23 protein-coding genes are annotated in these 25,622 nt (G+C 64.8%); 4 read left to right on the top strand and 19 right to left on the bottom strand.

The features are described from left to right. Positions 1-63 precede the first annotated feature (63 nt). Complete coding sequence (locus tag A7X12_RS06105; protein ID WP_064310769.1) at positions 64-1,113, top strand: NAD(P)H-dependent amine dehydrogenase family protein; 1,050 nt, start codon at positions 64-66, stop codon at positions 1,111-1,113. Between the two features lie 37 nt (positions 1,114-1,150). Here the strand turns inward: A7X12_RS06105 and A7X12_RS06100 are convergent, their stop codons facing one another. From A7X12_RS06100 to A7X12_RS06080, 5 genes are all read right to left on the bottom strand, one after another. Further along, complete coding sequence (locus A7X12_RS06100) at positions 1,151-1,966, bottom strand: enoyl-CoA hydratase-related protein (RefSeq protein WP_064310768.1); 816 nt, start codon at positions 1,964-1,966, stop codon at positions 1,151-1,153. Positions 1,967-2,080: 114 nt separating this feature from the next. Then, positions 2,081-3,388, bottom strand: coding sequence for a phenylacetate--CoA ligase family protein (locus tag A7X12_RS06095; RefSeq protein WP_064310767.1), 1,308 nt, complete (start codon positions 3,386-3,388; stop codon positions 2,081-2,083). Between the two features lie 40 nt (positions 3,389-3,428). Further along, positions 3,429-4,976: an AMP-binding protein gene (locus A7X12_RS06090; RefSeq protein ID WP_064310766.1), complete on the bottom strand. Its 1,548-nt coding sequence runs from the start codon at positions 4,974-4,976 to the stop codon at positions 3,429-3,431. 146 nt (positions 4,977-5,122) lie between these two features. Then, entirely contained in the window at positions 5,123-5,791 is a 669-nt protein-coding gene (locus A7X12_RS06085; RefSeq protein WP_157105506.1) for a hypothetical protein, read from the bottom strand. Between the two features lie 88 nt (positions 5,792-5,879). Further along, positions 5,880-6,824, bottom strand: coding sequence for an amidohydrolase family protein (locus tag A7X12_RS06080; RefSeq protein WP_232318379.1), 945 nt, complete (start codon positions 6,822-6,824; stop codon positions 5,880-5,882). Positions 6,825-7,401: 577 nt separating this feature from the next. Between A7X12_RS06080 and A7X12_RS06075 the strand changes: the two genes are divergently transcribed. Then, on the top strand, positions 7,402-8,949 hold the full coding sequence (locus tag A7X12_RS06075; RefSeq protein WP_198161915.1) for a class I adenylate-forming enzyme family protein: 1,548 nt from the start codon (positions 7,402-7,404) through the stop codon (positions 8,947-8,949). Positions 8,950-9,044: 95 nt separating this feature from the next. Here the strand turns inward: A7X12_RS06075 and A7X12_RS06070 are convergent, their stop codons facing one another. The 3 genes from A7X12_RS06070 to A7X12_RS06060 form a co-directional block, all read right to left on the bottom strand. Continuing rightward, on the bottom strand, positions 9,045-10,013 hold the full coding sequence (locus tag A7X12_RS06070) for an acyl-CoA dehydrogenase family protein (protein WP_064310762.1): 969 nt from the start codon (positions 10,011-10,013) through the stop codon (positions 9,045-9,047). Next, complete coding sequence (locus A7X12_RS06065) at positions 10,010-11,149, bottom strand: acyl-CoA dehydrogenase family protein (RefSeq protein ID WP_064310761.1); 1,140 nt, start codon at positions 11,147-11,149, stop codon at positions 10,010-10,012. Before A7X12_RS06065 ends, A7X12_RS06070 begins: the two co-directional genes overlap by 4 nt. Positions 11,150-11,281: 132 nt before the next feature. Continuing rightward, the gene (locus A7X12_RS06060; protein ID WP_084445133.1) at positions 11,282-12,088 is read right to left on the bottom strand and encodes an IclR family transcriptional regulator; all 807 of its coding nucleotides are present in this window, start codon (positions 12,086-12,088) and stop codon (positions 11,282-11,284) included. Positions 12,089-12,190: 102 nt separating this feature from the next. On the opposite strand from A7X12_RS06060, the gene ribB reads away from it, so the two are divergent. Beyond that, complete coding sequence (ribB, locus tag A7X12_RS06055; protein WP_157105505.1) at positions 12,191-13,297, top strand: 3,4-dihydroxy-2-butanone-4-phosphate synthase; 1,107 nt, start codon at positions 12,191-12,193, stop codon at positions 13,295-13,297. Between the two features lie 102 nt (positions 13,298-13,399). Here the strand turns inward: ribB and A7X12_RS06050 are convergent, their stop codons facing one another. After that, on the bottom strand, positions 13,400-14,206 hold the full coding sequence (locus A7X12_RS06050; protein ID WP_064310888.1) for a crotonase/enoyl-CoA hydratase family protein: 807 nt from the start codon (positions 14,204-14,206) through the stop codon (positions 13,400-13,402). Between the two features lie 107 nt (positions 14,207-14,313). Between A7X12_RS06050 and A7X12_RS06045 the strand changes: the two genes are divergently transcribed. Then, complete coding sequence (locus tag A7X12_RS06045; RefSeq protein ID WP_064310758.1) at positions 14,314-15,216, top strand: acyl-CoA thioesterase; 903 nt, start codon at positions 14,314-14,316, stop codon at positions 15,214-15,216. 140 nt (positions 15,217-15,356) lie between these two features. Here the strand turns inward: A7X12_RS06045 and A7X12_RS06040 are convergent, their stop codons facing one another. The 10 genes from A7X12_RS06040 to A7X12_RS05995 all read right to left on the bottom strand — a co-directional run bounded on the left by A7X12_RS06040 (position 15,357) and on the right by A7X12_RS05995 (position 25,621). Next, positions 15,357-16,595, bottom strand: a complete 1,239-nt coding sequence (locus A7X12_RS06040; protein ID WP_064310757.1) for a cytochrome P450 — start codon at positions 16,593-16,595, stop codon at positions 15,357-15,359. Between the two features lie 71 nt (positions 16,596-16,666). Further along, positions 16,667-17,422, bottom strand: coding sequence for an SDR family NAD(P)-dependent oxidoreductase (locus A7X12_RS06035; RefSeq protein WP_064310756.1), 756 nt, complete (start codon positions 17,420-17,422; stop codon positions 16,667-16,669). Between the two features lie 12 nt (positions 17,423-17,434). Further along, complete coding sequence (locus A7X12_RS06030; RefSeq protein ID WP_064310755.1) at positions 17,435-18,232, bottom strand: enoyl-CoA hydratase/isomerase family protein; 798 nt, start codon at positions 18,230-18,232, stop codon at positions 17,435-17,437. Positions 18,233-18,288: 56 nt separating this feature from the next. Then, positions 18,289-19,059: an enoyl-CoA hydratase/isomerase family protein gene (locus A7X12_RS06025; RefSeq protein ID WP_064310754.1), complete on the bottom strand. Its 771-nt coding sequence runs from the start codon at positions 19,057-19,059 to the stop codon at positions 18,289-18,291. 11 nt (positions 19,060-19,070) lie between these two features. After that, entirely contained in the window at positions 19,071-20,228 is a 1,158-nt protein-coding gene (locus tag A7X12_RS06020; protein ID WP_064310753.1) for a thiolase, read from the bottom strand. Then, complete coding sequence (locus tag A7X12_RS06015; RefSeq protein ID WP_064310752.1) at positions 20,225-20,602, bottom strand: Zn-ribbon domain-containing OB-fold protein; 378 nt, start codon at positions 20,600-20,602, stop codon at positions 20,225-20,227. Before A7X12_RS06015 ends, A7X12_RS06020 begins: the two co-directional genes overlap by 4 nt. Positions 20,603-20,633: 31 nt before the next feature. Then, entirely contained in the window at positions 20,634-21,470 is an 837-nt protein-coding gene (locus A7X12_RS06010) for a MaoC/PaaZ C-terminal domain-containing protein (RefSeq protein WP_232318378.1), read from the bottom strand. 23 nt (positions 21,471-21,493) lie between these two features. Beyond that, positions 21,494-22,753, bottom strand: a complete 1,260-nt coding sequence (locus A7X12_RS06005) for a glycerol dehydrogenase (RefSeq protein ID WP_084445131.1) — start codon at positions 22,751-22,753, stop codon at positions 21,494-21,496. Beyond that, on the bottom strand, positions 22,695-23,477 hold the full coding sequence (locus A7X12_RS06000; RefSeq protein ID WP_064310750.1) for an enoyl-CoA hydratase/isomerase family protein: 783 nt from the start codon (positions 23,475-23,477) through the stop codon (positions 22,695-22,697). The genes A7X12_RS06005 and A7X12_RS06000 overlap by 59 nt, the downstream gene beginning before the upstream one ends. Beyond that, positions 23,474-25,621, bottom strand: coding sequence for an acetate--CoA ligase family protein (locus A7X12_RS05995; protein WP_064310749.1), 2,148 nt, complete (start codon positions 25,619-25,621; stop codon positions 23,474-23,476). Before A7X12_RS05995 ends, A7X12_RS06000 begins: the two co-directional genes overlap by 4 nt. Position 25,622: the final 1 nt, after the last annotated feature.

Genomic DNA, 25,622 nt, shown 5'->3' with positions numbered 1-25,622 from the left:
CGAACGCCCCCGCTTCGGGGATCAGGATCATCCGACCGCAGAGTCGCTTAGGAGAGAGAAACAGTGGGTAAGAAGCGTGTCATCGTCTGGGGCACCGGACCGATCGGAATGCCGGGGCTTCGCGGCCTCATCGGCCATCCGGAATATGAACTGGTCGGGCTGCACGCCTGGCATCCGGAAAAGATCGGCCGCGACGCCGGCGACATCGCCGGGCGCGAGAAGACCGGCGTGATTGCCACCGGCGATGTCGCCGAGCTCCTCGCCCTCAAAGCGGATTGCCTTGTCTACCAGGGCAATTCGGCGAAACGGGAACAGGAATGCATGGCGGACGTGATTCCGTTCCTGGAAGCGGGAACCAACGTGGTGACCCCCTCGCTGATGGATCTCCACGCCCCCCAGTTCGGCCGGAGCCGGTTCGTCGACCCCATTCGCCGGGCTTGCGAGAAGGGGCGGTCGGCCATCTTCTGCGGCGGCACCGATCCCGGCTATATGTCGATCGGGCATCTTTTCTCGCTGCTGTCCGGGGCTGGGAAGATCGAGTGCATCACCTTCGTCGAACTGGCTGACATCACCGAGTATGGCGGTGTCGATTCCTTGCGCGAATATGGCTTCAACCAGCCGCTCGACTATCTGCCACCGATGTACACCGACGATGCGGGGCGTGGCTGGCACGAAAGCACCTTGCGGGCGATCGCCGACTATCTCGGTGTCGAGCTGGACGAAATCACCTCCGAATGGGAGACTGCCGCGCTGGAGGAGGATGCGCGGGCGGCGTTCGGCACGATCAAGGCCGGGCTCACCGCGGCCGTCCGCTGGACGATGAAAGGCATCTACAAGGGCAGGCCGCTGATCATCTACAAGAAGGTGGAGCGGTTGAACCCCAAGGCAGGCCCGGACTGGGAACAGCCATTGCCGGGCGGCGAAGGCGGATATCAAATCACCATCGCCGGCGATCCGACGTTCCATACCGAGATGTCGCTTAACCTCTATGATGGCTGTTCGGTCACGGCCCTGCACCCGATCAACGCGATCGGGGCGGTTTGCGCGGCCGAGCCCGGCATCTATGGCCAACTCGACCTCGGGCATTTCTATTCGAAGAACATCGTGCGCTGACGAGGCGCACGTTGATCGCGCTTGCGCCCGGCGCCCCTCAGGCGTCGGGCGATTTCTTGCGGTTGAGCGACAGCGTCTGTCCCGACCAATTGGGCTTGCGCTTCTCGCGCGTCGCTGCGGCAGCCTCCTGCGCGTCGGGCAGGTTCGACGCCAGCGTGGTGTAGAGCTGTTCGATGCGATAGCCCTCGGACAGCGGCAGTTCCTCGGTGAGGTTGATCGATTCCTTCATCAGCTGAACCCCGTACGGACTGAGAGTGGCGATCTGGGCTCCGATCTCCTGTGCGCGCGGCATCAATGCATCCGGCGACGTGACGGCCAGAATGCCGCCCACGCGCTCGAGGGTTTGTGCGGAAACCCGCTGCCCGGTGAGCGCCATGAAGCGGACCAGTTTGCTGGGAACCAGGCGCGCGGTGTGGCGCGTTCCGCCCAGCGCCCCAATCAGCACTTCGGTAAGCGAGAAATGGGCGGTTTCCGACGCAAGCACGATATCGCAGCTCGCGGCCAGCACCACGCCGGCACCGACGGCGCCGCCATTGACCGCGCCGATGACGGGGAGCGCGCACCGCCGGATGGCATCGAAACAGGCGCGCGACACTTCCGAACGCGCCAATTGCATCTCGGTGGTGCGCGCGGCGAGTTCGCGTGTGTCCGCACCCGCACAGAAGATCCTGCCGCGCCCTGTCAGGATCACGCATCGCGCCGCCGGGAAGTCGTCGCGTACGCTCGCGAAAAGGTCCCGCAGCGCGCGGAACATGTCGAGCGTGAGCGGATTTGCCGGCGGATTGTCGATCGTGACGATCAAGATGCCCGCAACGGCCTCGTCCATGCGCACGTCGATCAAAGCGTCGGCCATCCTCTCATCTCCTGACCTGGCTGTTCGGCGCGGGGGACGGCGCCGCCTGCAACACGGCCGACGACGTGTGCAGGTGCCGTCGGCCGTCTCTTTCGATGTCCCGTTGCCGCCGGACTAGACCTGGAGCTTGATGATGCGCGGGATCTTGTGCGGGGGGCCGAGCTTGAGCAGATCGTCGTTCGGCACGAGTTCGAGCTTGGAATCGACGCCGAGCTGGTTTCGGATTTCCGCCTTCAGCCGCCGTTCGAGCGATTCCAGGTCGGGTTTGCCGGCATAGCCTACGCGCAGGCGTAGGAAATCTTCCGGCTGCGGCGGGCGAACGATCTGGAACAGCCCTGCCTTGGTTTCGAGCTGCGATTCGATCGTCGGCCAGATGCTGATCGGGAGCAGGGTGTTGCCGCTGACGACGATCTGGTCGCCGGCACGGCCCTTGATCTGGAACCGCGCGTGCGTTCGGCCCGAAGGGCAAGGCGCGCGGGTGAGCGTCACCAGATCTTCGCTCTTGAAGCGGATCAGCGGGTCGACCCGGTTCTGCAGCGGCGTTGCGACCAGCTCGCCCAGGCTTCCATCGGGAACCGGCTCGCCCGTGACGGGGTCGACATGCTCGACGAACACTTCGTCTTCCCAGGCATAGGCGCCGGACTGATTGGCCGACTGGAGCGTGATGGTGGCATCGCCGAGCGACAGCACTTCGTAGATTTTCAGGTTCCAGCGCTCGGTCAACATCCGGCCGCGTGGCCCGAGCGGCTCGCCGCCCCAGATCACCGCCTTGTAGGAGGAAAAGGCTTCGGCGAGATCGACACCGGTATCGATTTCGAACTGCTCCAGGCCCATCAGGAGCACGGTCGACAGCGCCGACAGCAGCGTCGGCCGGTATTTGCGGCTGATCTCGACCAGCCTGCCGATCTCGGAGGGATTATGGTCGAGGCAGATCGGCGTGATGCCGAAATGCAGGAACGGCGCGACCGTGGAACCGCGGATGGTGGGGTTCATCGTCACCCCCCAGTCGCCCGGGCGGATTCCCAGATCCCAGAAGCCGCGATCGAAGCGCGAGTCCATCTGCGTGCCGTGCAGGTCCATCCGGGCCAGGATGGTGGGATCGCCGGTGGTGCCGGAACTGCCGGTGATCGAGCGCAGGGCCGATCGATCGACGCACAGCACGCCGCCGAAAGGATCGCCCGTCGCCTCGCGATATGCGCGGATATCGTCCTTGGTGATGAAGGGCACGAGGCGCGAGAAATCGGCCAGCGATTGGATGTCGGCAGGCGTGATACCTGCCGCATCCCATTTCTGGCGCACCAGACCCGCCTTTTCATAGGCGATCTCGATGATTTCCTTGAGTGCCGGAAACTGCCGCGCCTCGATTTCAGCGCGCGGCATCGTTTCAATCTCGGGGTCGAAGTACAGGCGATCCTCATCCATGGCTTTGCGCGCTTTCTGTCTGTTGCCTTGAACTGTCATTCTACGACGTGCGGGTACCGCCGCCGGGGTAGTTGCCCCCGCCGTACCGCGCGTCGAGCTGCTTGTAGTCGGCGCCGCCGGTGGCCAGCCGCGGGATGGAGTCGCTGAATTCCACCGAAGATGGCTTCTTGTAGGAGGCGATATTCTGGCGGCAGTGTTCGATGATCTCGCTCGGGCTTGCCGCGGCACCGGGCTTCAGCACGACGATCGCCTTGACTGCCTGGATCCAGCGCTCGTCCGGGATGCCGATGATCGCGCAGTCGGCGACCGCCGGGTGCCGGCGAATGCACGCCTCGACTTCGGCGGGATAGATGTTCTCCACACCCGATTTGATCATCTGCGTCTTCGGGCCGATGAAGGTCAGGCTGCCATCGGCCTCGCGCTTGCCGAGGTCGTTGGTGTGGTGCCAGCCGGAGCGATGACGACGCGCATTGATCTCCGGGCGCCGCCAATAGCCGTTCATCACCGTGGGCCCGCGGAAGACGATCTCGCCGACGTCGCCGGGGGCGACGTCGTTATCGTCCGCATCGACGATGCGCATCTGGCAGAAGGGCGCGGGGCGACCGAAGATGCCGATCGCATGGCGGCCATATTGCGGCAGCACCGCCAGCCCCATGACTTCGGTCTGGCCATAGCCCGGCACATGCGTCTCCGCCGGTTCGACGGTGACCATGCGGTTCCACTCTTCGGTGTACGGGATGGAGCGCAGGCTGCTGAGATCGAGCGTGCGATCGCGATTGAGGGCGACGATCTCGTCCATCGTCTTGCTGACCAGCCAGGTGCGGGTGCAGCGGTCCGCGTGGATCGCCTCCGCGATCGAGCGCGCATCCGTGCGCCGGACGAAGACGTTGGTGCCGCCCATGTGGAACACGGTGAGGCAGAACATCAGCGTGCCCAGATGGAACAGCGGTCCCACCGCCAGGAAGACGGTCTCGTTCGACAGTTTCTGGGTGGGTGCCAAGACGAGATTCTCGAGGAGGATCGTGTTCTGGCTGAGCATCGCGCCGTTCGGGCGCCCTTCGAACGCCGCCGTGTAGATGATGAGTGCGGTGTCGCGCGTATCGACTTCGCGCTCGCCCTGTCCGCCCTCGGAACCGGAGGCGACGAAATGCTCGTAGGAGTCTTCGCCCTGCCCATCATGCTGCAGCCATAACCCGCCGGCGTAGCGCGCCAGCGCACGGGCGGCGCGGATCTCGTCACCGACTTCCTCTTCCTGCCAGAGCACGATGGAGGGCTCGAGGTCGTCGATCAGATCGGCCAGTTCGCTCTTGCTCTGCCGCCAGTTGGCCGGACACAGCATCGCCCCGAGCTGCGAGGCGGCGATGAGGGTCTCCAGAATGCGGTGCGAATTCTGCCCCAGCCACAGGACGCGATCGCCGCGTCCGACGCCAGCGCGCGCGAGCGCGTCGATATACCGATCGACCCGGCCGAGTGTCTCGGCAAAGGTGTAGCGCTGATCGCCGCAGGACAGGGCGACCTTTCCGGGATAGGAGCGGACATGCTCTTCCAGGACGGTGTAGAGCGACAGGCTGTGAATTGCATCAGACATGCGTATCTCCGAGGAGTCCGACGGACGATCGTGCGCGAAACTCATTGGTCTGCCGGCGCGGTGCGGTTCCTCCGACAACGCGGCCCGATTGCCGCATCCAGAAGGACCATCTTGGCTCCCGCCGCGCCGCCATTTGCGCCGACGCCTTAGTGGAGCGTGAAATCGTGGCTGGCGCTTACCGATCCCTTCACCCCCGTGCGAAGGCGCACGACCGGGCTGGCCCGGTTCTTCAAGGCAGTGATCAGCAACTCGCCATTGGCTTCCTCGATCAGCCATTCGTCGCGATCGTAGAAGGTCTCGCCTTCGGGAGAAACGAACCCGAACGCGATCCCCAGGCTGACCATCCGCCACGGTGCGAAGCCGAGCGCCGCCAAGCGATCCGCGGCGCCGTCGCGCGCGCAGATCACCTCGGCCGGCGCGAACGCCTTGCGCGTGTCGAGGTTGAGCGCGGCCATGCCGTCCAAGATCGCATCGGAGATGCCGAAGGCGACCTTGATGGGGAAGCGGCGCATGAACATCTCCGCACGCCCGGCGTCGAAGATGAAGTTCTCGCCGATCGCCACGCACGCTTCGAGCGATTCGACGGCAAGCTGGTAGGGCCAGAAATGGGCATATTCGGACGAGCCGGAGGTGCACATCACCATCGAGCCGGGCACCACCCCCATCTTGCCGAACATGGCCGCGCCGAAGCGCGCGTCCGCGTCGACGTCGCGGTAGCTGACGGGATATTCCGTCACCAGGTGCGGCGTGCGCAGGCACCCCACGATCATGATATCCGTATTGCCCGGAATCCCGGCCAGTGATCTCGCTGCCATCAGCGCTGCTCCTCTCGCAACCGTATCAATTTATTGGACGTGGCGTCCGCACGGGAGATCCCCTCCCATGCGCACGTCGCGCCGAGCCTCATGCGTCCGTCAGAACCTTCGGGTTGGCAATCCCGAACAGTTTGGCCGCCGTCAGGCCGAGAATGTCGGCCTTTTCCTGCTCGCTGATGGCGATGCCTCGGAAGTTTTCCGCAATGACTTCGCGAGAATAGGGGAAGGAACCTTCCAGATGCGGATAGTCCGTGGCGAACATCAGCGTCTGGTGGCCCAGCACGTGACGGTTCTCGACGGCTGACCGATCGTGCGAGAATGCCGCCTTGACCTGCTGGGCAATGATTTCGCTCGGCTTCCGGCTGAGCTTGGGGCGCACGTAATGAATGTGCGCCGGATAGATCTCGTCGAGTATTTCCGCGAGATAATTGAGATAGGACGAACCACATTCCATGGTCGCCACCGTGAGATCCGGGAAGCGATCCAGCGCGCCGCTCGCGACGAGATAGGCGACGGAGTCGATGGGGCCGCGCCCCGAAAGCATATAGTTGATGAGGGCGGCACCGAAACCGCGCTCCATCGTGGTTTCGCCGCCGGTTCCCGAATGCAGGATCAGCGGGAGTTTCGCCGAAGCCGCCACCTCCCACAGCGCGTCCCATGCATCCGAATTGTATTTCGGCACCTCTGTGGGCAGTCGACCGGGGATCATCGCGGTCCGATAGCCTAGGGAGACGCAGCGCTTGAGTTCGGCAACCGCGTCTTCGATCGAGCAAACCGGCAGGATCGCCGCCGGAACGAAGATATCGGGATGTGCCTCGAAATGCTTCAGCACCCAATCATTGTACACCTCGCAGGATGCCAGCTCCAGGTCGCGATCGTTGAGCCGGGGCGTAAGCAAACCGGTGGTGGGATAGATGACTTCGGCATCGACGCCATCGCGGATCATGTCCTTGATGCGGAGGTCGATTTCGTACCTGCCGATCTTCTCGTTGCCGGAAACCCCGTCGGCAACCTGCATCTTCAGCAGCGTCATGCCGTTCGCTTCGACGAAGAAGTTCTTCTCGTCCTTGCGCGAACGGAACGCCCTGTCGCGCAGGCTCGCAGGGAGCCGTTCGGCCCAAAGGTCCTTCGGCTCGACCACATGCGAGTCGCAACTCAATACGAACGGCTTCATCACACTCTCCCGCTAGCCGTAAAATCTATCTATCGTCCGATATGAAGAATGGCAATTTTCGAGTCAAGGGCGCCGCTGGCGGCGCGCGCCGCGCCTGCATGGCTGCCAAATAATCTAATTGACGACCGATAGAATTATTGTCAGCTTCGGCGGACGGATCGCGCGGAACCCGCGACGTGTCCGTCACGAAAGCAGCGGCTCAGGCGCGCTGATTGCCACGGCTTTGGCTGCATTGGGTGAGGGCTGAACGTGAGGATCTGTGCGGGCGGGAGCTCGGACCATCGATCGATCCGGCTCGGCCCGCCGCTGCCTAGCGCCCGGCGGCCGGGCCGCTGCTCCTCGTCCAGTTCGAACCGTGCGCCTGCCTGCGGATGTTCCCTGCGCGGAGTCCCGGCGAAGCGGTGTGCAACCTTCCCGTGCCCTGATGGAGGCAAACTTGAATAACGTAGAGACATTCACGCTTTCGAGCATCTTGCAGGCAAACGCCCGGCATTATGGGGATCGGGTCGCCTGGAATTTTGAAGGGCACACGCTGACTCATGCGGAATATCACGCCCGCGCGCGGCGCCTTGCTTCTGCCTGGGCGGCGCGCGGTCTGCTGCCGCACGAGCGAGTCGCCGTCATGAGCCGCAACCGGCTGGAGATCTGCGAAGTCTATGCGGCGGGCGAGGTGGGGGGGTACATCACCGCTACGGTCAGCTTTCGCTTCGCGGCGCCGGAGGTCGAGTATATCGTCCGCGACAGCGCGCCGAAGATCCTGGTGTTCGAAGAAGAATTCACATCCATGATCGATGGGCTGCGGCCCGCGCTCACCAGTGTCGAGCATTTCGTGTGCATCGGCACCGCGCCGGAATGGGCGGAAAGCTATGACGATGTGATGGAATCGGGGAATGCCGCGGTTTCCTATCAACCGCGCGCCAGCGATGTCTGCTATATCATCTACACCAGCGGTACGACCGGTCGCCCCAAGGGCGTGATGCTGACGCACGGTACCAAAGTGAGTGTCGCCAACACCAACAACACGCTCATGGCTGCCGGTCCGGAGGACCGGATGCTGTTGATGATGCCGATGTTCCATGTGGGGGCGAAAGACGTCTCGCTCGGCCAGAGCTGGCGCGCGGGAACCGTCTTCCTGCACCGCGACTTCAACCCGGAGCGGATCCTGCAGACCATCCAGGACGAAAAGATCACCATCACCCACATGGCGCCGACGATGATCCAGATGCTGCTCGATCATCCGAAGATCGAGGCGTTCGATCTCAGCAGCCTGCGCATGATCCTCTATTCGGCGGCGGCGATGCCGGTTGCGCTGTTGCGGCGCGGCCTCGCCTTGCTCGGGCCGGTGTTCCTCCAGATGTATGGGCAGACCGAGGGATCGGGGACGGTGTTGCCCATCGAGGCGCATCGCCCCGACGGCGACGAGCGCGACCTGCGCAGGCTCCAGTCGATCGGCATTCCGTTCCCGGGCGTCGAGATCCGCACGGTGGACGAGGCGGGCGTCGATTGCCCCGTGGGTGCACCGGGCGAAATCCTGCTGCGGGGGCCGATCATGATGCGCGGCTATTGGAACAATTCGAGCGCGACGATCGAAGCGCTACGCGACGGATGGCTGCACACCGGCGACGTGGGAAAGTTCGACGAAGACGGCTATCTCTATCTCGTCGACCGCAAGAAAGACATGATCTCGTCCGGCGGAGAGAACATCTATTCGCGCGAGGTGGAAGAGGCGCTCTACCAGCATTCGGCGGTGGCGAACGCCGCCGTCATCGGGGTGCCGCACGAAAAATGGGGTGAAGCGGTGCGTGCGGTGATCGAATTGCGCGAAGGGGCAAGCGTGACCGAGGCCGAACTGATCGCGCATTGCCGGACCCTGATCGCCGGCTACAAATGCCCCAAGTCGATCGTCTTCGTTGCTGACCTTCCCAAGCTGGCAAGCGGCAAGATCAACAAGGTGGAAATCCGCAAGGAACACGGCCTGGCATAAAGTCGGGCAGGGCCTGCCATTCGGCGTCCGGCGGAACGTTCCGGCCGGACGCCGGTGCCGCTCATTGCGCTGCGGCGCATTTCCAAAACGGGTTCTCAGTCGGTACGCGCCGCGAGATCGGCCCAGAAATGGTCCGCGCCGCGCGCCAGGATGCCTGCCCCCAGCAGATTTGCCCAATAGGCGTCGCCGCCGAATTCCGAACGCCACGACCACAAGCGGCGGGTAAGCGGGTGCAGGCCAAATTCGTGCGTGAAGCCGATGGCGCCATGCGCCTGGTGCGCAATCGCGGTGCCGATGCCCGCCGCCTGGTTTGCGCGGAGCTTCGCGGCGGCAACTTCGAACGCGCCGTCGCCGCGATCGAGCGCCTGTGCCGCACCCATCGCCGCACAATTTGCGGCCGCCGCCTCGCATGCGAACGTCGCCAGATTTTGCTGGACGGCCTGAAACTTCGCCAGCGTCTTGCCGAATTGCCAGCGTTCGTTGACATAGTGCACCGTCATCACGAGCGCTGCATCGAGCGCACCGGCAATCTGCGCGGAGCGCGCGAATGCACCGAGGGCGAAGATGCGTAGCTCGCTCGCCGCGGCGCGTGCTCCGTCGATGCCGATCACCGTGCGGCTGGCACCCGAGAAGTGCGTCTCCTCCACGAATCGTGCCTGGGAGAGGTCGACGACCACCGACCGGTCTCCCAGCGGGGCGACGACGAAGTCCGCGCCCGGCCCTGCCACGACACCTGCCAGCGTGCCGGTAAATCGCCCGTTCTCCAAGCGTCCTTCGCTGCGCGACGCGATCGTTCCCCGGCCGACAAAGCCGAGATGCGTTCCCGCACCGGCAGCCAGAATGGCTTCGACAAGCGGCGTAGACAGCGTGTGGTGGCCGGCGAGACGAAAGACGACGAGCGCATCCTGCCAGCTTCCACCGAACCCGCCATCGGCCTCGCGGATCAGCAACGATGGCAGGCCGAGCGCCTCGATCCTGGCCCATGCTTCGGCTGCGGGCGTGTCGCGAAGCTCGGCGAACACGCCATTGGCCATGTCGCTCAACATGTTCTGCTGTTCGTTCATCTCAATCCCAGTCCCCGCGCGATGATGCCTTTCAGAATCTCGCGCGTGCCGCCGCGCAGCGAGAAGGAGGGGGCGACCTGCAGCAGATGCTCCAGCACCCGGGTGAGGGCCGTGGTGCTCGCCGGATCGATATCGATCGTCGCCTGGACCAGGCCCGGCATGGCCTGCTCGAAGCTGTTGCCGAGATCCTTGACGATGGTGGCTTCCAGCGCCGGATCCTCGCCATCGGCGAGCTTCGCGGCCACCGTTGCCGACATCATGCGCAGCGTCCACATGTCTGCGGCGAGGCGCCCGACAAGTTGCCGGACGGCGGGGTCCGGGCTCTCGCCCACATGCCGCAGCAGTTCGAGGAACAGGGCGGTGGAGGAGAGATAGCGTTCGGGCCCCGATCGCTCCAGCGACAGTTCCGCCGTCGCCTGCTTCCAGCCTTCGCCCTCGATCCCGGCCAATGCCGTCTCGGGCAGCTCGACGCCGTCGAAAAACACCTCGTTGAAATCATGGCCGCCGGTGAGATCGATGATCGGCTTGATGCTCACGCCCGGCGCATCCATCGGGATGACGAATTGGCTCAGCCCTTCGTTGCGCTGCGAGCCTTCCGCGGTACGCACGAGCGCGATCATCAGGTGCGAGAAATGCGCGCCGGTCGTCCAGACCTTCTGCCCGTCGATGATCCATCGGTCGCCGCGCTTGCGCGCCTGGGTCCGGACCGAGGCGAGGTCGGAGCCGGCGTTCGGCTCCGAAAGGCCGATACAGGCGAAGATTTCGCCGCGCGCCATGCCGGGGAGCCAGCGCCGCTTTTCCGTTTCATGGCCGTAGCGCAGCAGCATTCCACCGGTCTGCCGGTCGGCAATCCAATGCGCGCCGACCGGTGCGCCTGCGGCCAGCAGTTCCTCCAAAACCACGTAGCGCTCGAGGTTGGACCGCGCATGGCCGCCATATTCCTTCGGCCACGTCATGCCGATCAGACCTTCGGCGCCCAGCCTTGCGCTGAACGCCGGATCGGCCACGGCCCAGCTGTTCGCGCGTTTGGCGGGATCCGGGTGCCGCGGATGGGCGGCGATGATCGATCGAACCTGCGCACGGATCGACGCGGCATTGTCCGGCCAGGCGATGGGTTGGGGATGAAACGTCTGCAAATGGCGTCTCCGTTGCGTTCGACTTTTTCTGCGGGGTGGGAGACTGGTGACGAGACAAGGATGGGTGCCAGCGGCTGCGAACCACGCGGTGTCACGATCGTGACGGGATGGGGAGGCGAAAAGGACGGCCGTTCAGGCGAGCTTGCGTGCGATTTCCTCGCGCATCACCGTGAGATACTCCTCGAGATTGTCCTTGAGCTGCTGGGTCCGCCCCGCCAGGCCGAGGACCAGTTCTTCGTTATTTTCGAGCATCGGCAGGCGCATCGCGATCATCCCGCCGCCTTTCGTGATCGTGTCGAAGGTGAAGGCCCAGCCGTTCTGTCGCGTCTGCACAACCTGTTCCATCAGCGTCGAGATGCCGACCTGCTGACCGTTGCGACCCGCCTCGTCGTTGGTGCGGATGACGATCCGCTTGATCTCGGGGTCCGAGAGGCCGGCCAGCAGGGCCAGACCCGTCCCGGAGCGGACCAGCGGACGCCTGGAACCCTTGACCATGAACAGGCGTACCGGGTTGGGCGACTGGACCACATGGATATATTCCGACCACACCCGGTTCCGTGCAGCGAGCACCACCGACATGCTGGTGCGTGCATTGATCCGCTCCATCAGTTGCATGAGGCGGCCGTCGCTGATCATCGGACCGTTGATCCAGCTCCCCAGCAGTGCGACTCGCGTCGTCGGCTTGAACATCCGGCTTTCCGGATTGAACTGGAGATAGCCGAGGACCACCATGCTGCGCAGCAAGATGGAGGTGCTCGATTGCGGCATGTGCAACAGGCTGGAGACTTCCGAAACGGGCGCCTCGCGCCGAAGGATGTCGAACAGTTCCAGTATTTTGAGCACGCGTCCCGCCGATTTGACGACGGGATCGCTCTCATGCTCGTCGCTGGAAATGACGTTCGTTTCACCCAACGACCGTGAAAGCTGGCTGACGCGCATATTTCTCTCTCCTGTTTTCAACCTATCAGTTGTTTGATAAATATCAAGGCTCGAGGGGAGGCTGCAGGCGCTGCCATGTCGACCCGCAGGCCAGGAGGCAGGATGTCGGAAAGCGAAGTCCACGCGGCGAAGTCGTCCGCGGAAGCGATCATCAACGAAGCGCGCAACGGCCGCATGTTCATCCTCATGGACGATGAGGATCGCGAGAATGAAGGTGATCTGGTGATTCCGGCGCAGATGGCGACGCCGGATGCCATCAATTTCATGGCGACCCACGGGCGGGGCCTCATCTGCCTTGCGCTTTCGCGCGAGAGGGTATCGCAACTCCAGCTGCCGATGATGACCAAGGAGAACAAGTCGCCCCATGAGACGGCGTTCACCGTCTCGATCGAAGCGCGCGAAGGGGTGACGACCGGCATTTCCGCCGCGGACCGTGCCAGGACCATCGCCGTTGCGATCAACGCGGCGGGCGGCCCCGAAACCCTTGTCACGCCCGGGCACGTGTTTCCGCTCGTCGCGCGTGATGGCGGCGTGCTGGTGCGCGCCGGCCATACCGAGGCGGCCGTCGACGTGGCGCGCCTGGCGGGCCTCAATCCGTCCGGCGTGATCTGCGAGATCATGAAAGAGGATGGGACGATGGCGCGCGGGCCGGACCTCGTCGCTTTCGCCCGCGAGCACAATCTCAAGATCGGCACGATCCGCGATTTGATTGCGCACAGAATGCGGTTCGATCGCCTCATCGAACGCGTCGCGCAGTCCGAGTTCGTTTCCGAGTTCGGTGACCGCTGGACGATGGCGGTGTACGAGAGCAAGATCGACGGGACGCGCGCCTATGTCATGCAAAAAGGCGCAGTGCTGTCCGAGGGAGCAACCCTGGTGCGCGTCCATGTCGCGTCCGCCTTCTACGATCTGCTCGGGGTGCCCGGCCCCCGCCAGGGGCTAATCCCGAAGGCGATCAGGCGGATCACCGAACATGGCGCCGGCGTCATCCTGGTGCTCTTGCCGCCGGCCAAGACCCACGTTTCGGCGGGCCCGGATGTCAACCCGATGGATCGCCGCAGTTACGGCCTCGGTGCGCAGGTGCTGGCAGACCTGGGCATTCACGACATGATCCTGCTGCGCAATCCTTCGGGCCGATCCATTGGCAGCCTGGGCGGCTATGGCCTCAACATCGTCGGCGAGATGCTGTTTTCGCCCCCGGAGCAGTGATGCAGGGGCGCCGCTTGCGGGGATGTGGCTTGGGGGAGGCGGTGCCGCCGTCTCGTCTCCCCGATCCCGAAATCTCCAGGCCTGCCTGTGGAGCGCGGCCCTTCAACGCCCCGTGAACTGTGGCTTCCGCTTGTCGATAAAGGCGTCCAGCGCCTCGCGATGGTCCGCCGTCGCGTGCGCGAGTGGCTGCATCGCCGCGGAAATGTCCAGCACCCGTTCGAGCGTGCTGTCCTGGGCGAAGGTCATCAGACGTTTCGTCAGGCGGACCGCCTGGGGCGGGTTCACGGCAATCCGCTTTGCCAATGCCATTGCCGCGTCGAGCAGGTCGGCATCCTCCACCACCTCGGACACCAGTCCCCAGGCAAGCGCCTTCTCCGCGGAAATCATGTCGCCGGTAAATGCCATTTCGCGCGCGCGCGATTGGCCGATCGCGCGCGGCAACAGCCATGCGCCCCCGTCTCCCGGGACCAGGCCTACCTTGACGAAGCTTTCGGCAAAGGCTGCACTGCGTCCGGCAATGCGAATGTCGCACATGCAGGCAAGGTCGCAGCCGGCGCCAATCGCCGGCCCGTTCACCGCGGCGATGATCGGAACCTCGAGCCGTTCCAGGGCCAGCGGGACGCGCTGGATGCCATCGACATACCATTTGCGGTTGTCGATCGGGGCCGCGTTCGCGTTGCCGTCGGGCGCTGCCATCGCTTTCAAATTGCCGCCGGACGAGAAGGCTGATCCCGCGCCCGTCAGGATGGCGACGCGGACGCTGCCGTCGCCGTTGATCCGGTCGACCGCCGATACCAGTCCAGCCACGATTGCCGGCTCCGACACCGGATTGCGCAGGTCCGGCATGTTCAGCGTCAGCGTCACGATGGGACCGCTTTGTTCATACAGAAACTCCGGTGCGCCGCTCATGCGCATCTCTCCCCTTGCCCTCGACGAATCAATAAACTATCTAATGACCGATCGATAACCCGAGCGGCGGTTGCTGTCTACGCCGCGTCTCAGCTTGAGATCTGGCGATGAAGCATCAGACGGGGGAGGCGTCGGCCGACCTGACCGAACTGCTCCAGCTCCGCCCGGCCGGTGCCGATGCGTGGCACTCCGTCTCCAACGACTCGAACGCGGGTGGTGAGGTTTTCGGTGGCCAGTATCTGGCCTTGGCCGTGAAGGCGGCGATGCTGAGTGCGCCTGGCCGCATGCCGCATATGCTCTCCGCCTTCTTTCTTCGCGGCGCCCGCGCGTCGGCGCCGGTTCTGTATCGTGTCGAGCGGACCCGGGACGGCCGCGGCTTTGCCCATCGGCGGGTGAGCGCATGGCAGGCCGGCCAGGAAGCCTTTCGTGCGGAGGTCAGTTTTCATGAATGGGAAGCGGGCCAGCCGGCGCACGCAACCCCCGCGCCGTCGATGCCGCCCCTCGCGGCGCTGCGATCGCATCGCCAATGTGTGCTCGATCGGGCGGACGAGCTCGACCCGTTGATCGTGCGGCGCGTGGCCAACAGGGTCGCGGCGGAGATCTATTTTGCCGACCCCGAGGAGGGACTTGGCAAGCCCGGCGGCAGCCCGAAAAGTACCGCCTGGCTGCGCCCTGTGCCGCCGCCGGGCGACGGAGACGCGATCGGCTATTATGCCACCCTGGCCTATGTGACGGACGCCTGCGCCAATTTCGCCGGCCGGATCATGCACGCCCCCCAGCTACACGACGGCAGCTTGGCCTCGGTGTCGCTCAACCACGCGATCTGGTTTCACCGTCCGCCGCAGCGAATCGATCGGCTGCTCTACGCCGTTGAAAGTCCGTTTGCCGGTGGAGGGCTGGGGTTCAATCGCGGAACGCTGTTCGACGAGGGGGGCGCCGTTCTCGCGTCGGTGACCCAGGAAGCACTGATCCGGCGGCGGCCGGCGGATGACCATCCGTCCCAGTCCTGATGGTTGCAGCCACGCCCCCGGTGTTCCTCGGTCCGCCGCGGCATGGCGATGCGCCCCTCGCCGGCGCCAATGCACTTCCGGCGACCGCGCACGCCGGGGCCGCCGCATGAAAGCGAGCGGTGCCGCGGCTGCCGGATGGTCTACGTCGTATCGGCATGCGCGACATGCGGCGCGCTGAGGCGCGGGGCGGCGACGCCGTCAAACTCCATCTCCACTTCACGCCAGGTACGAAAGGTGATGCTTGGCACTTGCTCGGGCGTGAAACCGGGGCGCAGGCGCAGGTTCGGCAGCCTTTCGTAGAGTGTACGGACGGCCAGTTTCGTCTCGGCGCGTGCCAGTTCCGCGCCCAGGCAGAAATGGATGCCATAGCCGAACGCGAAATGGCGCGCTTCCTTGCTCCAGTCGCGATCGATCACGAATTCGTCGGGACGATCATACCGGGCCGGGTCGTGATTGGCGGAAGCGTAGAAGGCGTATACCCGGTCCCCCGCAATAACCCGGTGGCCGCCGATCTCGGTATCGTGCGTGACGCCCCGCAAATTGCCCTGCACCGGACAATCGAAGCGCAGCCCTTCCTCGACGGCCGAGTCGAGCAGTATCTCCATGTTGTCGAGCAGGCGCTTCTTGGCGTCGGGATTGGTCTCCAGAAGGAAGATCAGGTTCGAAATGGCGATCGACGTGGTGCCGTTGCCCGCCGCCAGCAGCAGCCGGACCATCGCAGCGCCCTGCGTCAGCGTAAGGCGTGCGCCGTCGATGTCCGCGTGTACGATCGAACTCAAAAGATCATCGCGCGGCCGCGCCAGCCGTTGCGACAATTGCGTTCGAGCATAGTCTAGAAAGGCCGTATTGGCGGCGATCGATTCCGGGGACGGCTCGATTTCGTTCGACGCTGCCTCCATGATTTCGGACCAGGCAATGAATTGCGCCTGGTCGTGGATCGGAACACCCAGGATCTCGGCAATTACCTGCGCCGGGAGGAGACGACCGAAATCATAGCGGAGGCGGAAGCGGTTCCCGCGCCGGGCGATTGCGTCCACCAGGTCGTCCGCGATCTGCTGAATGCGATCCAGCTTCTCGTTCACCCGCGCGACGGAGAAGGCTTTTCCGATCAACTGGCGGTGCAGCGTATGCTCCGGCGGATCGGCGAACTCCAGCACCTGCTCTTCTTCCGGATAGGCCCCCAAGGGCTGAACCCCGAGTTTGTTCGAGAATGCGTCGAACCGCCGGCTTACCTCGCGGACGAGGTCGTAGGTGTTGACTCGGTGATAGTCGAAATTCTGCGGGCCTTGCGCTGCGTGAACCGGGCACATCGCACGATCCTGCTCGACCAGCTTCCATGGGAAGAGCGATTGATCGGTGAAGGGATCATAGCGCGTCATCGGACGATCTCCTGCGTTGCTTCCACGACGATTGCGAAATCAATCAGTGCACCAAGCCCCTTTCCTGCCGGTCAATTCATCCAGCGCCCGCCATTCACGATCAGCGTCTGCCCGGTGACATAGCGTGCTGCATCGCTTGCGAAGAAGGCGACGGCGTGGGCGATGTCACTCGGCTCGCCCAGCATCCCGAGCGGCGTTTCTTCGATTGCCTTGTGCACGAACGCTGCGGGAAGCAGCTCCATTGCCCGCGTGCGAATATAGCCGGGCGCAATAGCGTTCACGGTAATCCGGTTCCCCGCCAATTCGCGCGACAAGGAGCGGGTGAATCCGATCAGGCCGGCCTTTGCCGCCGCATATGCGGCCGATGATTTGCTGCCGACAAAGGCCGAGTCGGAGGAGATGTTGATGATCCTCCCGGCATTTCTACTGCGCATCGCCGGAACGGCCTCGCGCGATGCGTCCATCGCCGTGTGGAGGCAGATGCGCAGTAGAAAATCTGCGGTCTCTGCACGCGCCTCCCAGAAGGGGGCGGCGCGTTCCCGCGCACTTTGGCCGACATTGTTGACCAGGATATCCGCTGGTCCGAGCGTCGACGCGATGGTCGCGAACGCGCCAGCGATGGCGGCCCGATCGAGCATGTCGGTCTCCAGTGGAAGCGCGCGTCGTCCGAGCGTCTCGATTTCTTGGGCGACCGATCGCACTGCCGGCCCATCCAGATCGAGCAAGGCGATGTCGGCGCCGTCCGCGGCGAGCCGCAGGGCGATCGCACGACCGATCCCCTGCGCCGCGCCGGTCACCACGGCAATCTTGCCCGCGCTCGCCGACATGTCTGCCACGCCTCACTTCCGGCTGAAATCGGGCTTCCGCTTTTCGACAAAGGCGTGGACCGCTTCCCGATGGTCCGGGAGCTGGCTCGAAATGCTTTCCAGCGCGAAGCCCGCGTCGACCGAGCTGGCGAGCGCCTGGCGCAGCGGGATGTTGAGGATCGATTTGGAGAAGCGGACGGCAACCGAGGAGTTGCTTTTCAGCCTGCCGATGATCCGCGCGACCTCGGCGTCCAGCCCGTCCTGCGGCACGACCTTGGCGATCAGCCCGATTTCCTTCGCCTCGGTGGCGGAAATGAGATCGCCCGTCATCAGGAAATATTTCGCGTTCGCCGAACCCGAATTATGCGGCCAGAACACGGCCCCGCCGTCGCCGGCGGCGAGGCCGACGCGCACATGCGGATCGCCGAAGCGCGCGCCATCGCTGGCGACGACGATGTCGGCGCAAAGGGCGAGGGTGCAACCCATGCCGACGGCGTCCCCGTTCACCTTGGCGATGATCGGCTTTTCGGTGTCGAGCATCAGCTGCATGAAGCGCTTGCCGTTGCGATAGCCGGCAAGGAAGTTGTCGATCCCGTCGAGATTCTTCTTCATGCCCTCAAGGTCGCCGCCGGCGGAGAACGCACGGCCCTCGCCGGTCAGGACGATGATCTCGACGCGCTTGTCGCGATCGGCCTCGAAGAAGATCCGCGGCAGTTCGTCGTCCATCACGGTGGAAATCGCATTCATCTGCGCCGGGTTATTGAGCGTTACCGTGAGCACGCCATCTGCGAGTTCGAACTTGAACAAGTCGGGGTAGGTCGAAAAATCCATGGTCTGAGCCTTTCAGTCTCGAACTTTTACGGAAGGAAGCCTTGGTTTCGGCTATCCTAGGCACCGATGAACTTGGGCTTGCGCTTCTCCTTGAAAGCGGCAGTCCCTTCTCGGAAATCCTCCGATCGCACGAGGAGCGGCTGCATCAGTACCTCTGCCGCCAGCGCCTCCTCGTACGTCTGGTTTTCGGCTGCGGTGAACTGGCGTTTCGACATGCGAAGCGAGAGGGTGGGCGCGCTTGCCAGTTCCGCTGCTAGCTGCTGCGCGCGCGCGACGACGTCCTCTGCAGGCGCGAGTTCGCTGACCAGGCCCAGCGTGGCAGCTTGCTCGCCGGTGACCATCTGGCCCGAATAGACCAGAGCCTTGGCGCGGATCGGTCCAAGATTTTGCGACAGGAGATGAACCGCGCCGCCATCGGGAGCGAGTCCGATTTGGCGGAAGGCGAACTGAAAGCGCGCGTCCGGCGCGGCGATCACATAATCGCATGCGAGTGCCAGCGACCAGCCGACGCCGACGCAAACGCCCCGTATCGCTGCGATCACGGGAATGTCGGTGCGGACGACACTCCGAACCATGCGGTGCAATATCTCGACCCGCGCCATCGACTCGGCAATGTTGGCGCCGCCCATTTCGCGCACATCCGCGCCTGCGCAGAAGTCGCTGCCGGCGCCGGCGAGAACGACGGCGCGGAGGGAGGAGTCCGCCTTGATCTGTTCGAACGCGCGGGCCAGGTCGATCCGCATGCCGAGATCGAGTGCATTCTTCTTCGCCGGGCGATCGATGGTCACCGTGACTACCGAGCCGTCGTTCTGCGAGCGGATGGACATCGGCGGCTTCCTCAGATCGTTTCGGGCAGGCCGAGGATGCACGTTGCCTGGCTGGACAGCGTGCCTCCGTTGCCGTGTGCGAGGGCGAGGCGGGCATTTCGGACCTGGCGTTCGCCGGCTTCTCCGCGCAGCTGGCGAACGGACTCCACCAGCGTGAAGAGGCCGTACATGCCGGGATGGCAGAACGACAGGCCGCCGCCATTGGTGTTGACCGGCAACGATCCGCCGGGACGGATCGCCCCGCTCTCCACGAACCGGCCGCCTTCGCCTTTCGGACAGAAGCCGAGATCTTCGAGGAACAGGATCGTGTTGATCGCGAAGGCGTCATAGAGATTGGCGACGTCGATGTCCGCAGGCGTCACGCCCGCTTGCGCGAAAGCGCGGGCACCGGATTCGCTGGCGGCGGTGACGGTCAGATCGGCCAGCTGGGCGATTTCGCTGTGCCAGGTCGCCGATGCCGTGCCGAGCAGGGCGATCGGCGTCTTTGCGAGGTCCTTCGCCCGGTCCGCGCGGGTCATCACCACGGCTGCACCGCCATCGGTGACGAGGCAGCATTCCGCGACGTGGAGCGGATCGGCGACCATCCGTGTCGCCAGCACGTCCTCGATCGAAAGGGGACCGCGTCGAAATGCTTCCGGATTCAGGTTGGCCCATTGCCGGGCGGCGACCGCGACCGATGCGAGTTGCTCCGGGGTGGTGCCATATTCAAACATGTGGCGCGATGCTGCGAGGGCATAGGAGGCGGCCGGGTTGTTCGGGCGATAGGGATGCTCGAAGGGCGAGGGGGCCTGGGCGCTGACCAGCTTCCCAGCGCCGGTCCTCTGATTGGACCCGTAACAGATCAGCGCATAATCGATCAGCCCAGCATCGAGCGCGAGCATCGCCCATTCGGCATGGCCCAGAAAGGCCGAGCCGCCCGTCCGGCTGTTGTTCGTCATCTTCGGGCGGATGCCGTAATATTCGGCGATGGTCAGCCCGGAGAGGAAATCGTTCGGCAGGCAGATGAACAGCCCGTCGATATCGGCAAGCTGCAAACCGGCATCCGCGACGGCGAGCCGCCCCGCTTCCGCAGCGATTTCGAGCGCGGAATAGCCAGGTGCTTCGCCGCAGCCGAAGGTCGCGGTCCCGACAAAGGCGGTCTTGCCGCGCAGGTTCCTCGCCGCGTTCATGTCCGGCTCTCCGGCTCGAACACCAGGATGGGCGCGTCGTCCGGGCCGTTCGCGATTTTGGCGCGCACGCGCATGCCGATCGCGACATCCTCTGGGGCAATCCCCTCGACATGCGTCATCATCCGCGGCCCTTCGTCTAGTTCGACGATCGCGATGTTGATGTTCGGGATCGGGGGCTTCATGCGCTTTACGGTCGTGGCGTAGACCGTGCCCATGCCGCTGGGCACAACCCATTCCAGATCGGTGGCGCCTGTGCGCGGCGCGATCGTCCGGGGGTAGAACACCCATTCGCCGGTGCTCGGCGACCGCTGGATCTTGAAGTGTCCTTCGGCGAGGTAGCGGAAATAGGTTGCGGCCGGTGGTGACGGGGTCACGTTGGCTCTCCATTGTTGCGAAGGGCGGCGATCACGCGAAAACGGCCCTGCCGCGATCCAGCACTAGCTTGTCGCGTTCGACGGCCGTGCACCGGAAGACGAACGCGTCGTCCAGATTCCAGATATCGGTGCGCACGGTTTCGCCGGGAAAAAGCGGCGCGGAGAAGCGACAGCGCAGATCGCGCAGTGCCGCCGCATCACCTGCGCGGCACCCGGCAATCAGCGCGTAGGCGGCAATGCCCATGGTCGCCAGACCGTGCAGAATCGGGCGCTCGAAACCGGCCGCTCTGGCGACATCCGGATCGGCATGCAGCGGATTGAGGTCCGACGACAGGCGATAGATCAGCGCCGACTGCGGAAGGGTCGGCCGGAGGATCGACAGATCTGGCGGGCGATCTGGGATCACGCTTTCCGGCTGCGGCTTGCCCATCGACGGGCCGCCGAACCCGCCATCGGCACGACAGAAGATCGACATGACTTGCGTCGATTGCAGCGCGCCGCTGGCTTGATCGATGAGATCTCGGCGCACGCGCAAAATGGCGCCGCGGCCCTCGCCCTTGTCGATGACTTCATCGACCGAGTTGCGCGCAATCACGACTCCTTCCGGCGGAAGGGGGGTGTGAATTGTCAACGACTGCTCGCCGTGCAGGACGCTGCGCAGATCGATGCCTATTTCGGGTCGATCGTACCAGAAGCCGGGGTGCCCCAGCACGACGGCCATGGTCGGCATCGCCTGAAGCCGCTGCTCGAAGACGAACGCGAGTTCCGCGGGATCGAGCGGGTCGGTGCCGATGCCCAGTCCCAGCGCATACAGGATCGTATCGCGCCAGCTATAGCTGCGGACAAGGTCAGGAAACGCCTGCCGCATCAGGGCATCATAATTGATTGCCATCATCCACTCCTGGCACCAGGCGTAGGGCAGACGCGAGGAGGCGTCCAACCGGCACCGTGCGAAATTACGTATGTGACGCCGGATTCCGGGGCGCGCGGCGCGCGTGCCGGCAGGGTCTCGACGAAGCGAATGGCCGCCGCAATGTCTCCTTGCGTGAGGTGGCGGTCCGTCGCCCGGACATGGGGGCTGGACAGAATGACCGCCGCCGTCGTTTCGATCAGTTCCGGCGTCACGGCACGCACGCCGAGGTCCGCGAGCGAAATAGGCAAGCCGATACGGGTGAGGAATGCCGCCATCTCGACAAGCGTGGCGTTCGGGCGGCGTTCCACAACAAGCTGCACCAGAACGCCGTACGCGACATGTTCGCCGTGCAGCCGTTCCTTGGCGCCGTCCAGGCGCAGGAGCCCCCGGGTTACCGAATGCGCGATGGACAGGCCGCCATTTTCAAAACCCAGCGCGCTCAAAAGGATGCAAGCCTCGATCGTGGCCTCCAATGCCTCGCTGTGCTCCCCTCGATTCACCGACGCCAACGCAGCCTCGGCATGCGTTCGAAGCAGGCGGTAGGCGGCATCGGCGATGGCAAGAGCGGCGTGCGTCGCGGTCGTGCCCTGCTTGGTACGCGTCGCTGTTCGCGCGCATGCCTGCGCCTCGAAGGTCTTGGCGATGGCGTCGCCGATGCCTGCCCTGAGAAAATGCGGGGGCGCACGCGCAATGATCGCGCTGTCGACGATCACGGCGACGGGGTTGCTCGGCAGCTGGTCCACGCGCACGAGCTGATGCGTGTCGTCGTATATCGCGATGCCGCGACTGGCGGGTCCGTCGTTGGAGGCGATCGTCGGCACCGAGAGGAAAGGCGAGCCGATCCGCAGGGCAACGCCCTTTGCTGCATCGAGCGCCTTGCCACCGCCGACGCCGATGATGACTTCGCATCCCGCCATTTCCTGCGACAGCAACGCGATGTTGCCATCGGTAACTTCCCCCGCGAACGCCACTTCGCGTGGCGGGACCGCGAAGCTGGCTCGGATCGCGTCCCCGACAAGCGGTCGCACCCGTGCATCGATGATGAGGCCGGGTTTGCGACCATGACGGGCCGCGACTGCCCCGACATGCGCCAATGCGCCCACTCCCTGCAGATAGAAGGGCGTTGCGGCGAAGATCCGTATCACGGGCGCGGACCGGATTGGGGTTGCCGGCAAGGCATCAACGCCCTGTGAACCCTGCCGCGCGCTTCTCGGTGAAGGCGGCCAGGCCTTCGGCATGATCCTGCGTCATGCTCAACATCGGCTGTTGCTGCCGTTCGAGCGCAAGGGCGTCGCTCAGCGGTCCCGGGCCCTGCACAAAGGCCGACTTCATCGCTGCGATCGCCAGCGGGGCGACGCCGCGATAGGCGGCGGCCTTCGCCAACGCTGCGTCGAGCGTGGTGCCGGGGGGAACAAGTTGGTCGATCAGGCTGATCGCGAGCGCCTCCGGACCCTTGACCGGCCGCCCGGTGAACATGAGGTCGCGGGCAAGGGTTCGGCCGATGCGCTGCGGGAGCGACCAGATCAGGCCGCAGTCCGCCGTGAGCCCTATCTTGCCGAAAGCGGCCCCGAACCGAACATCTTCGCCGGCGATGACGAAGTCGCTCGCGGCGGCGATGGACAAGCCCGCCCCGAAGGCGGCACCTTCGACGGCGGCGATGACGGGCTTCGGTCCACCAGCAATCAGCTCGATGAGGCGATGCAGCGGCGTCAACCGTCGTCGCGAGCGGGCCGGGTCCGGACCGCCGGGGACGAGGAGCTGTCGAATGTCTGCGCCCGCGGTGAAATTGCCGCCCGCCCCGGCGAGCACGATCGTGCGGACGGCGTCGTCGAACGCTGCGGTTTCGAACGCCTCCAGCAATGCCGCGCGCATCGCGTCCGACAGCGGATTCAGCCGGGTCGGGTCGTTCATCGTGAGGACGGCGACATCCTCGCGGGTCTCGCGTAGCACTAGATCAGTCATGCTCGTTGCTCTCCCTGCGAGGATATGTCCTGGGGCGGTTGCGTGGGATGGCGGGGGCGGGTCTCGATCACGGCATCGAGCGCGATTGCCCCCTTACCCTCGTCCAGTACGCGAAGCGGGTTTATCTCGATCGTCCGCACGCTATCGGCATTGACGGCAGCAAGGTGCGAGACGGCGCTGATCGCTCGGGCCAGCGCCGGAATGTCGGCGCGCCGCCGTCCCCGGAATCCGTCGAGAAGCGGGAAGCTCCTGGTTCCCCGGATCATTTCCGTGGCTTCTGCCGCGCTTACCGGTGCGAGCCGGGTCGTCACGTCCTTCAGGAGCTCGACCGCCACACCCCCCAGCCCGAACGTCACCGTCGGGCCAAACAGCGGATCATTGTGCGTGCCGACGAAACATTCGACCCCCTCGGTGATCATCGGCGAGACGAGATAGCCTCCGATCCGACCTGTCGATTTCGCACTCACGGTCGCCTGCATGGCGGCAACGCAGTCCGCAGCGGAACCCGGCGCGACATTGAGGGCAACGCCGCCGACGTCGCTTTTGTGCAGGATGTCGGCCGATACGACCTTGATGGCGACCGGGCCGTTGATCCTGCGCGCGGCGTCGTGCGCGCCGGCTGCATCGGCGACCAGATATTCGGTGGGCGATGCAATGCCGATGGCAGCCAGCAATGCCTTGCCATCGGCTTCGGAGAAACGTGCGCCGGCTTCGATGCGGGGGCTGCGCCCCTGCGCGCTTCGCGGGGGCAGGGGCGTGGCCCATGCGGCGTGGAACTGCGCGAGTGCCGCCAATGCCTTGATGGCCCGGGCAGGCTCCCGATAGCAAAGATAGCCGGCCTCTTGATAGGCATTCACGATCGCGTCGGGGGCGGTCACCGAAACAGCCATGGGAAGGTCCGCAAAGCGCTGCGCAGCTTCCGTCAGCCCGTGCAGCAAGGGCTTTTCAATGAACGGGAGACCGGCGATCAGGCCGACATTGCAATAGGCCATGTCGAACTCGCCTGATCCCAGCACGGCGTCGATCGCGCGCGCGAACATCGGAGGGTCGTTGGCAACCTGGCCGGTCAGATCGATCGGATTGAACGGCGCGCCATTGGGCGAAATCGCCACCAGTTCGCGCTGCACCTCGGGGGAAACCGCCGCTACCTCCAACTGCTCGTCCGCAGCGAAGTCCGCCGCCTGAACGCCGATCCCGCCGGAGTTGGTGAGAATGGCGAGACGCTTGCCGTGGGGGAACCGTCCGCGGCTTGCGGCATAGGCCACGTCGAGCATCTCTTCTGTCGTGCGGGCGCGGTACACGCCGAAACGCGCGAATACCGCGTCGTAGACTGCGTCCGAACCGACAAGCGAGGCAGTGTGCGACGCGGCCGCCCGCGCACCCTGATCGGTTCTGCCGACCTTGAGGACGATGACCGGCTTGCGGCGCGCATGCGCTGCGGCGAGCGCCTCGTAAAAGGCGGCCGGATCGCGAACGCCCTCGATATAGCCGACCACGACGTCGACGTCCTTGCTGGTCGCGAGATATCCCAGTGCTTCGCCCAGTCCGATGTCGGCCTCGTTGCCGGTCGTGATCCAGACGCCGAACGCCAGCCCGACATCGCCGGCGGATTTGACGACTTCCCCAGCATAGCCACCGCTTTGGCTGACGAGCCCGAGGCGGCCTGCCGTCCCCGCCACATCGTCGCAGATCCCGGAGAAAGAAAGGAAGCTGCGCGCATGAAGATTATAGGCGCCCAGGCAATTGGGGCCGAGCAGGCGCATCCCATGGGCACGGGCATCGGCGACGATCTGCTGTTGGAGCCGTTCGCCTTCGGCACCCAGTTCGGCAAAGCCGGAGCTGAAGATCACCGCCGCGCGCACTCCCTTGCGGGCGCAGGCCTGGATGGCGGGAAGCACCGCACCGGTGGGCAGCGCGATGATCGCACAATCCGGCGTCGTGGGTATGTCCTCGATGCGCGCCCACGCTTTCAGCCCCTGGACCTCGATTCTGGTCGGGTTCACCGGGAAGATGCCGCCCTCGAATCCCACCTGCACGAGATGACGCAGCGCCCGCCCGCCGATCCGGGTCACGTCGCCGGATGCGCCGATGACCGCCACCGATCGCGGGTGGAGCAAGGGCGTGAGGCTTTGCCGGGTGGCCATG

The sequence above is a fragment of the Sphingomonas sp. TDK1 genome (assembly GCF_001650735.1).
GTDB lineage: Bacteria > Pseudomonadota > Alphaproteobacteria > Sphingomonadales > Sphingomonadaceae > Sphingomonas.
Note: the sequence above shows the minus strand (reverse complement) of the source record. Positions and strands in the feature narration are given on the sequence as shown.

Coding starts and splice junctions, on each gene's coding strand:
- A7X12_RS06080 (WP_232318379.1), bottom strand. CDS start 6,824: ATGACGCTGCTGAAGATGCAGGTTGCCGACGGGGTTTCCGGCAACGAG.
- A7X12_RS06050 (WP_064310888.1), bottom strand. CDS start 14,206: ATGAGCGGCGCACCGGAGTTTCTGTATGAACAAAGCGGTCCCATCGTG.
- A7X12_RS06030 (WP_064310755.1), bottom strand. CDS start 18,232: ATGGATTTTTCGACCTACCCCGACTTGTTCAAGTTCGAACTCGCAGAT.
- A7X12_RS06000 (WP_064310750.1), bottom strand. CDS start 23,477: ATGACTGATCTAGTGCTACGCGAGACCCGCGAGGATGTCGCCGTCCTC.
- A7X12_RS06045 (WP_064310758.1), top strand. CDS start 14,314: ATGAAGCATCAGACGGGGGAGGCGTCGGCCGACCTGACCGAACTGCTC.
- A7X12_RS06005 (WP_084445131.1), bottom strand. CDS start 22,753: ATGCCGAAGGCCTGGCCGCCTTCACCGAGAAGCGCGCGGCAGGGTTCA.
- A7X12_RS06035 (WP_064310756.1), bottom strand. CDS start 17,422: ATGTCGGCGAGCGCGGGCAAGATTGCCGTGGTGACCGGCGCGGCGCAG.
- A7X12_RS06060 (WP_084445133.1), bottom strand. CDS start 12,088: ATGCGCGTCAGCCAGCTTTCACGGTCGTTGGGTGAAACGAACGTCATT.
- A7X12_RS06070 (WP_064310762.1), bottom strand. CDS start 10,013: ATGAACGAACAGCAGAACATGTTGAGCGACATGGCCAATGGCGTGTTC.
- A7X12_RS06100 (WP_064310768.1), bottom strand. CDS start 1,966: ATGGCCGACGCTTTGATCGACGTGCGCATGGACGAGGCCGTTGCGGGC.
- A7X12_RS05995 (WP_064310749.1), bottom strand. CDS start 25,621: ATGGCCACCCGGCAAAGCCTCACGCCCTTGCTCCACCCGCGATCGGTG.
- A7X12_RS06040 (WP_064310757.1), bottom strand. CDS start 16,595: ATGACGCGCTATGATCCCTTCACCGATCAATCGCTCTTCCCATGGAAG.
- A7X12_RS06090 (WP_064310766.1), bottom strand. CDS start 4,976: ATGTCTGATGCAATTCACAGCCTGTCGCTCTACACCGTCCTGGAAGAG.
- A7X12_RS06020 (WP_064310753.1), bottom strand. CDS start 20,228: ATGAACGCGGCGAGGAACCTGCGCGGCAAGACCGCCTTTGTCGGGACC.
- A7X12_RS06025 (WP_064310754.1), bottom strand. CDS start 19,059: ATGTCCATCCGCTCGCAGAACGACGGCTCGGTAGTCACGGTGACCATC.
- ribB (WP_157105505.1), top strand. CDS start 12,191: ATGTCGGAAAGCGAAGTCCACGCGGCGAAGTCGTCCGCGGAAGCGATC.
- A7X12_RS06095 (WP_064310767.1), bottom strand. CDS start 3,388: ATGGATGAGGATCGCCTGTACTTCGACCCCGAGATTGAAACGATGCCG.
- A7X12_RS06085 (WP_157105506.1), bottom strand. CDS start 5,791: ATGGCAGCGAGATCACTGGCCGGGATTCCGGGCAATACGGATATCATG.
- A7X12_RS06010 (WP_232318378.1), bottom strand. CDS start 21,470: ATGCGGCAGGCGTTTCCTGACCTTGTCCGCAGCTATAGCTGGCGCGAT.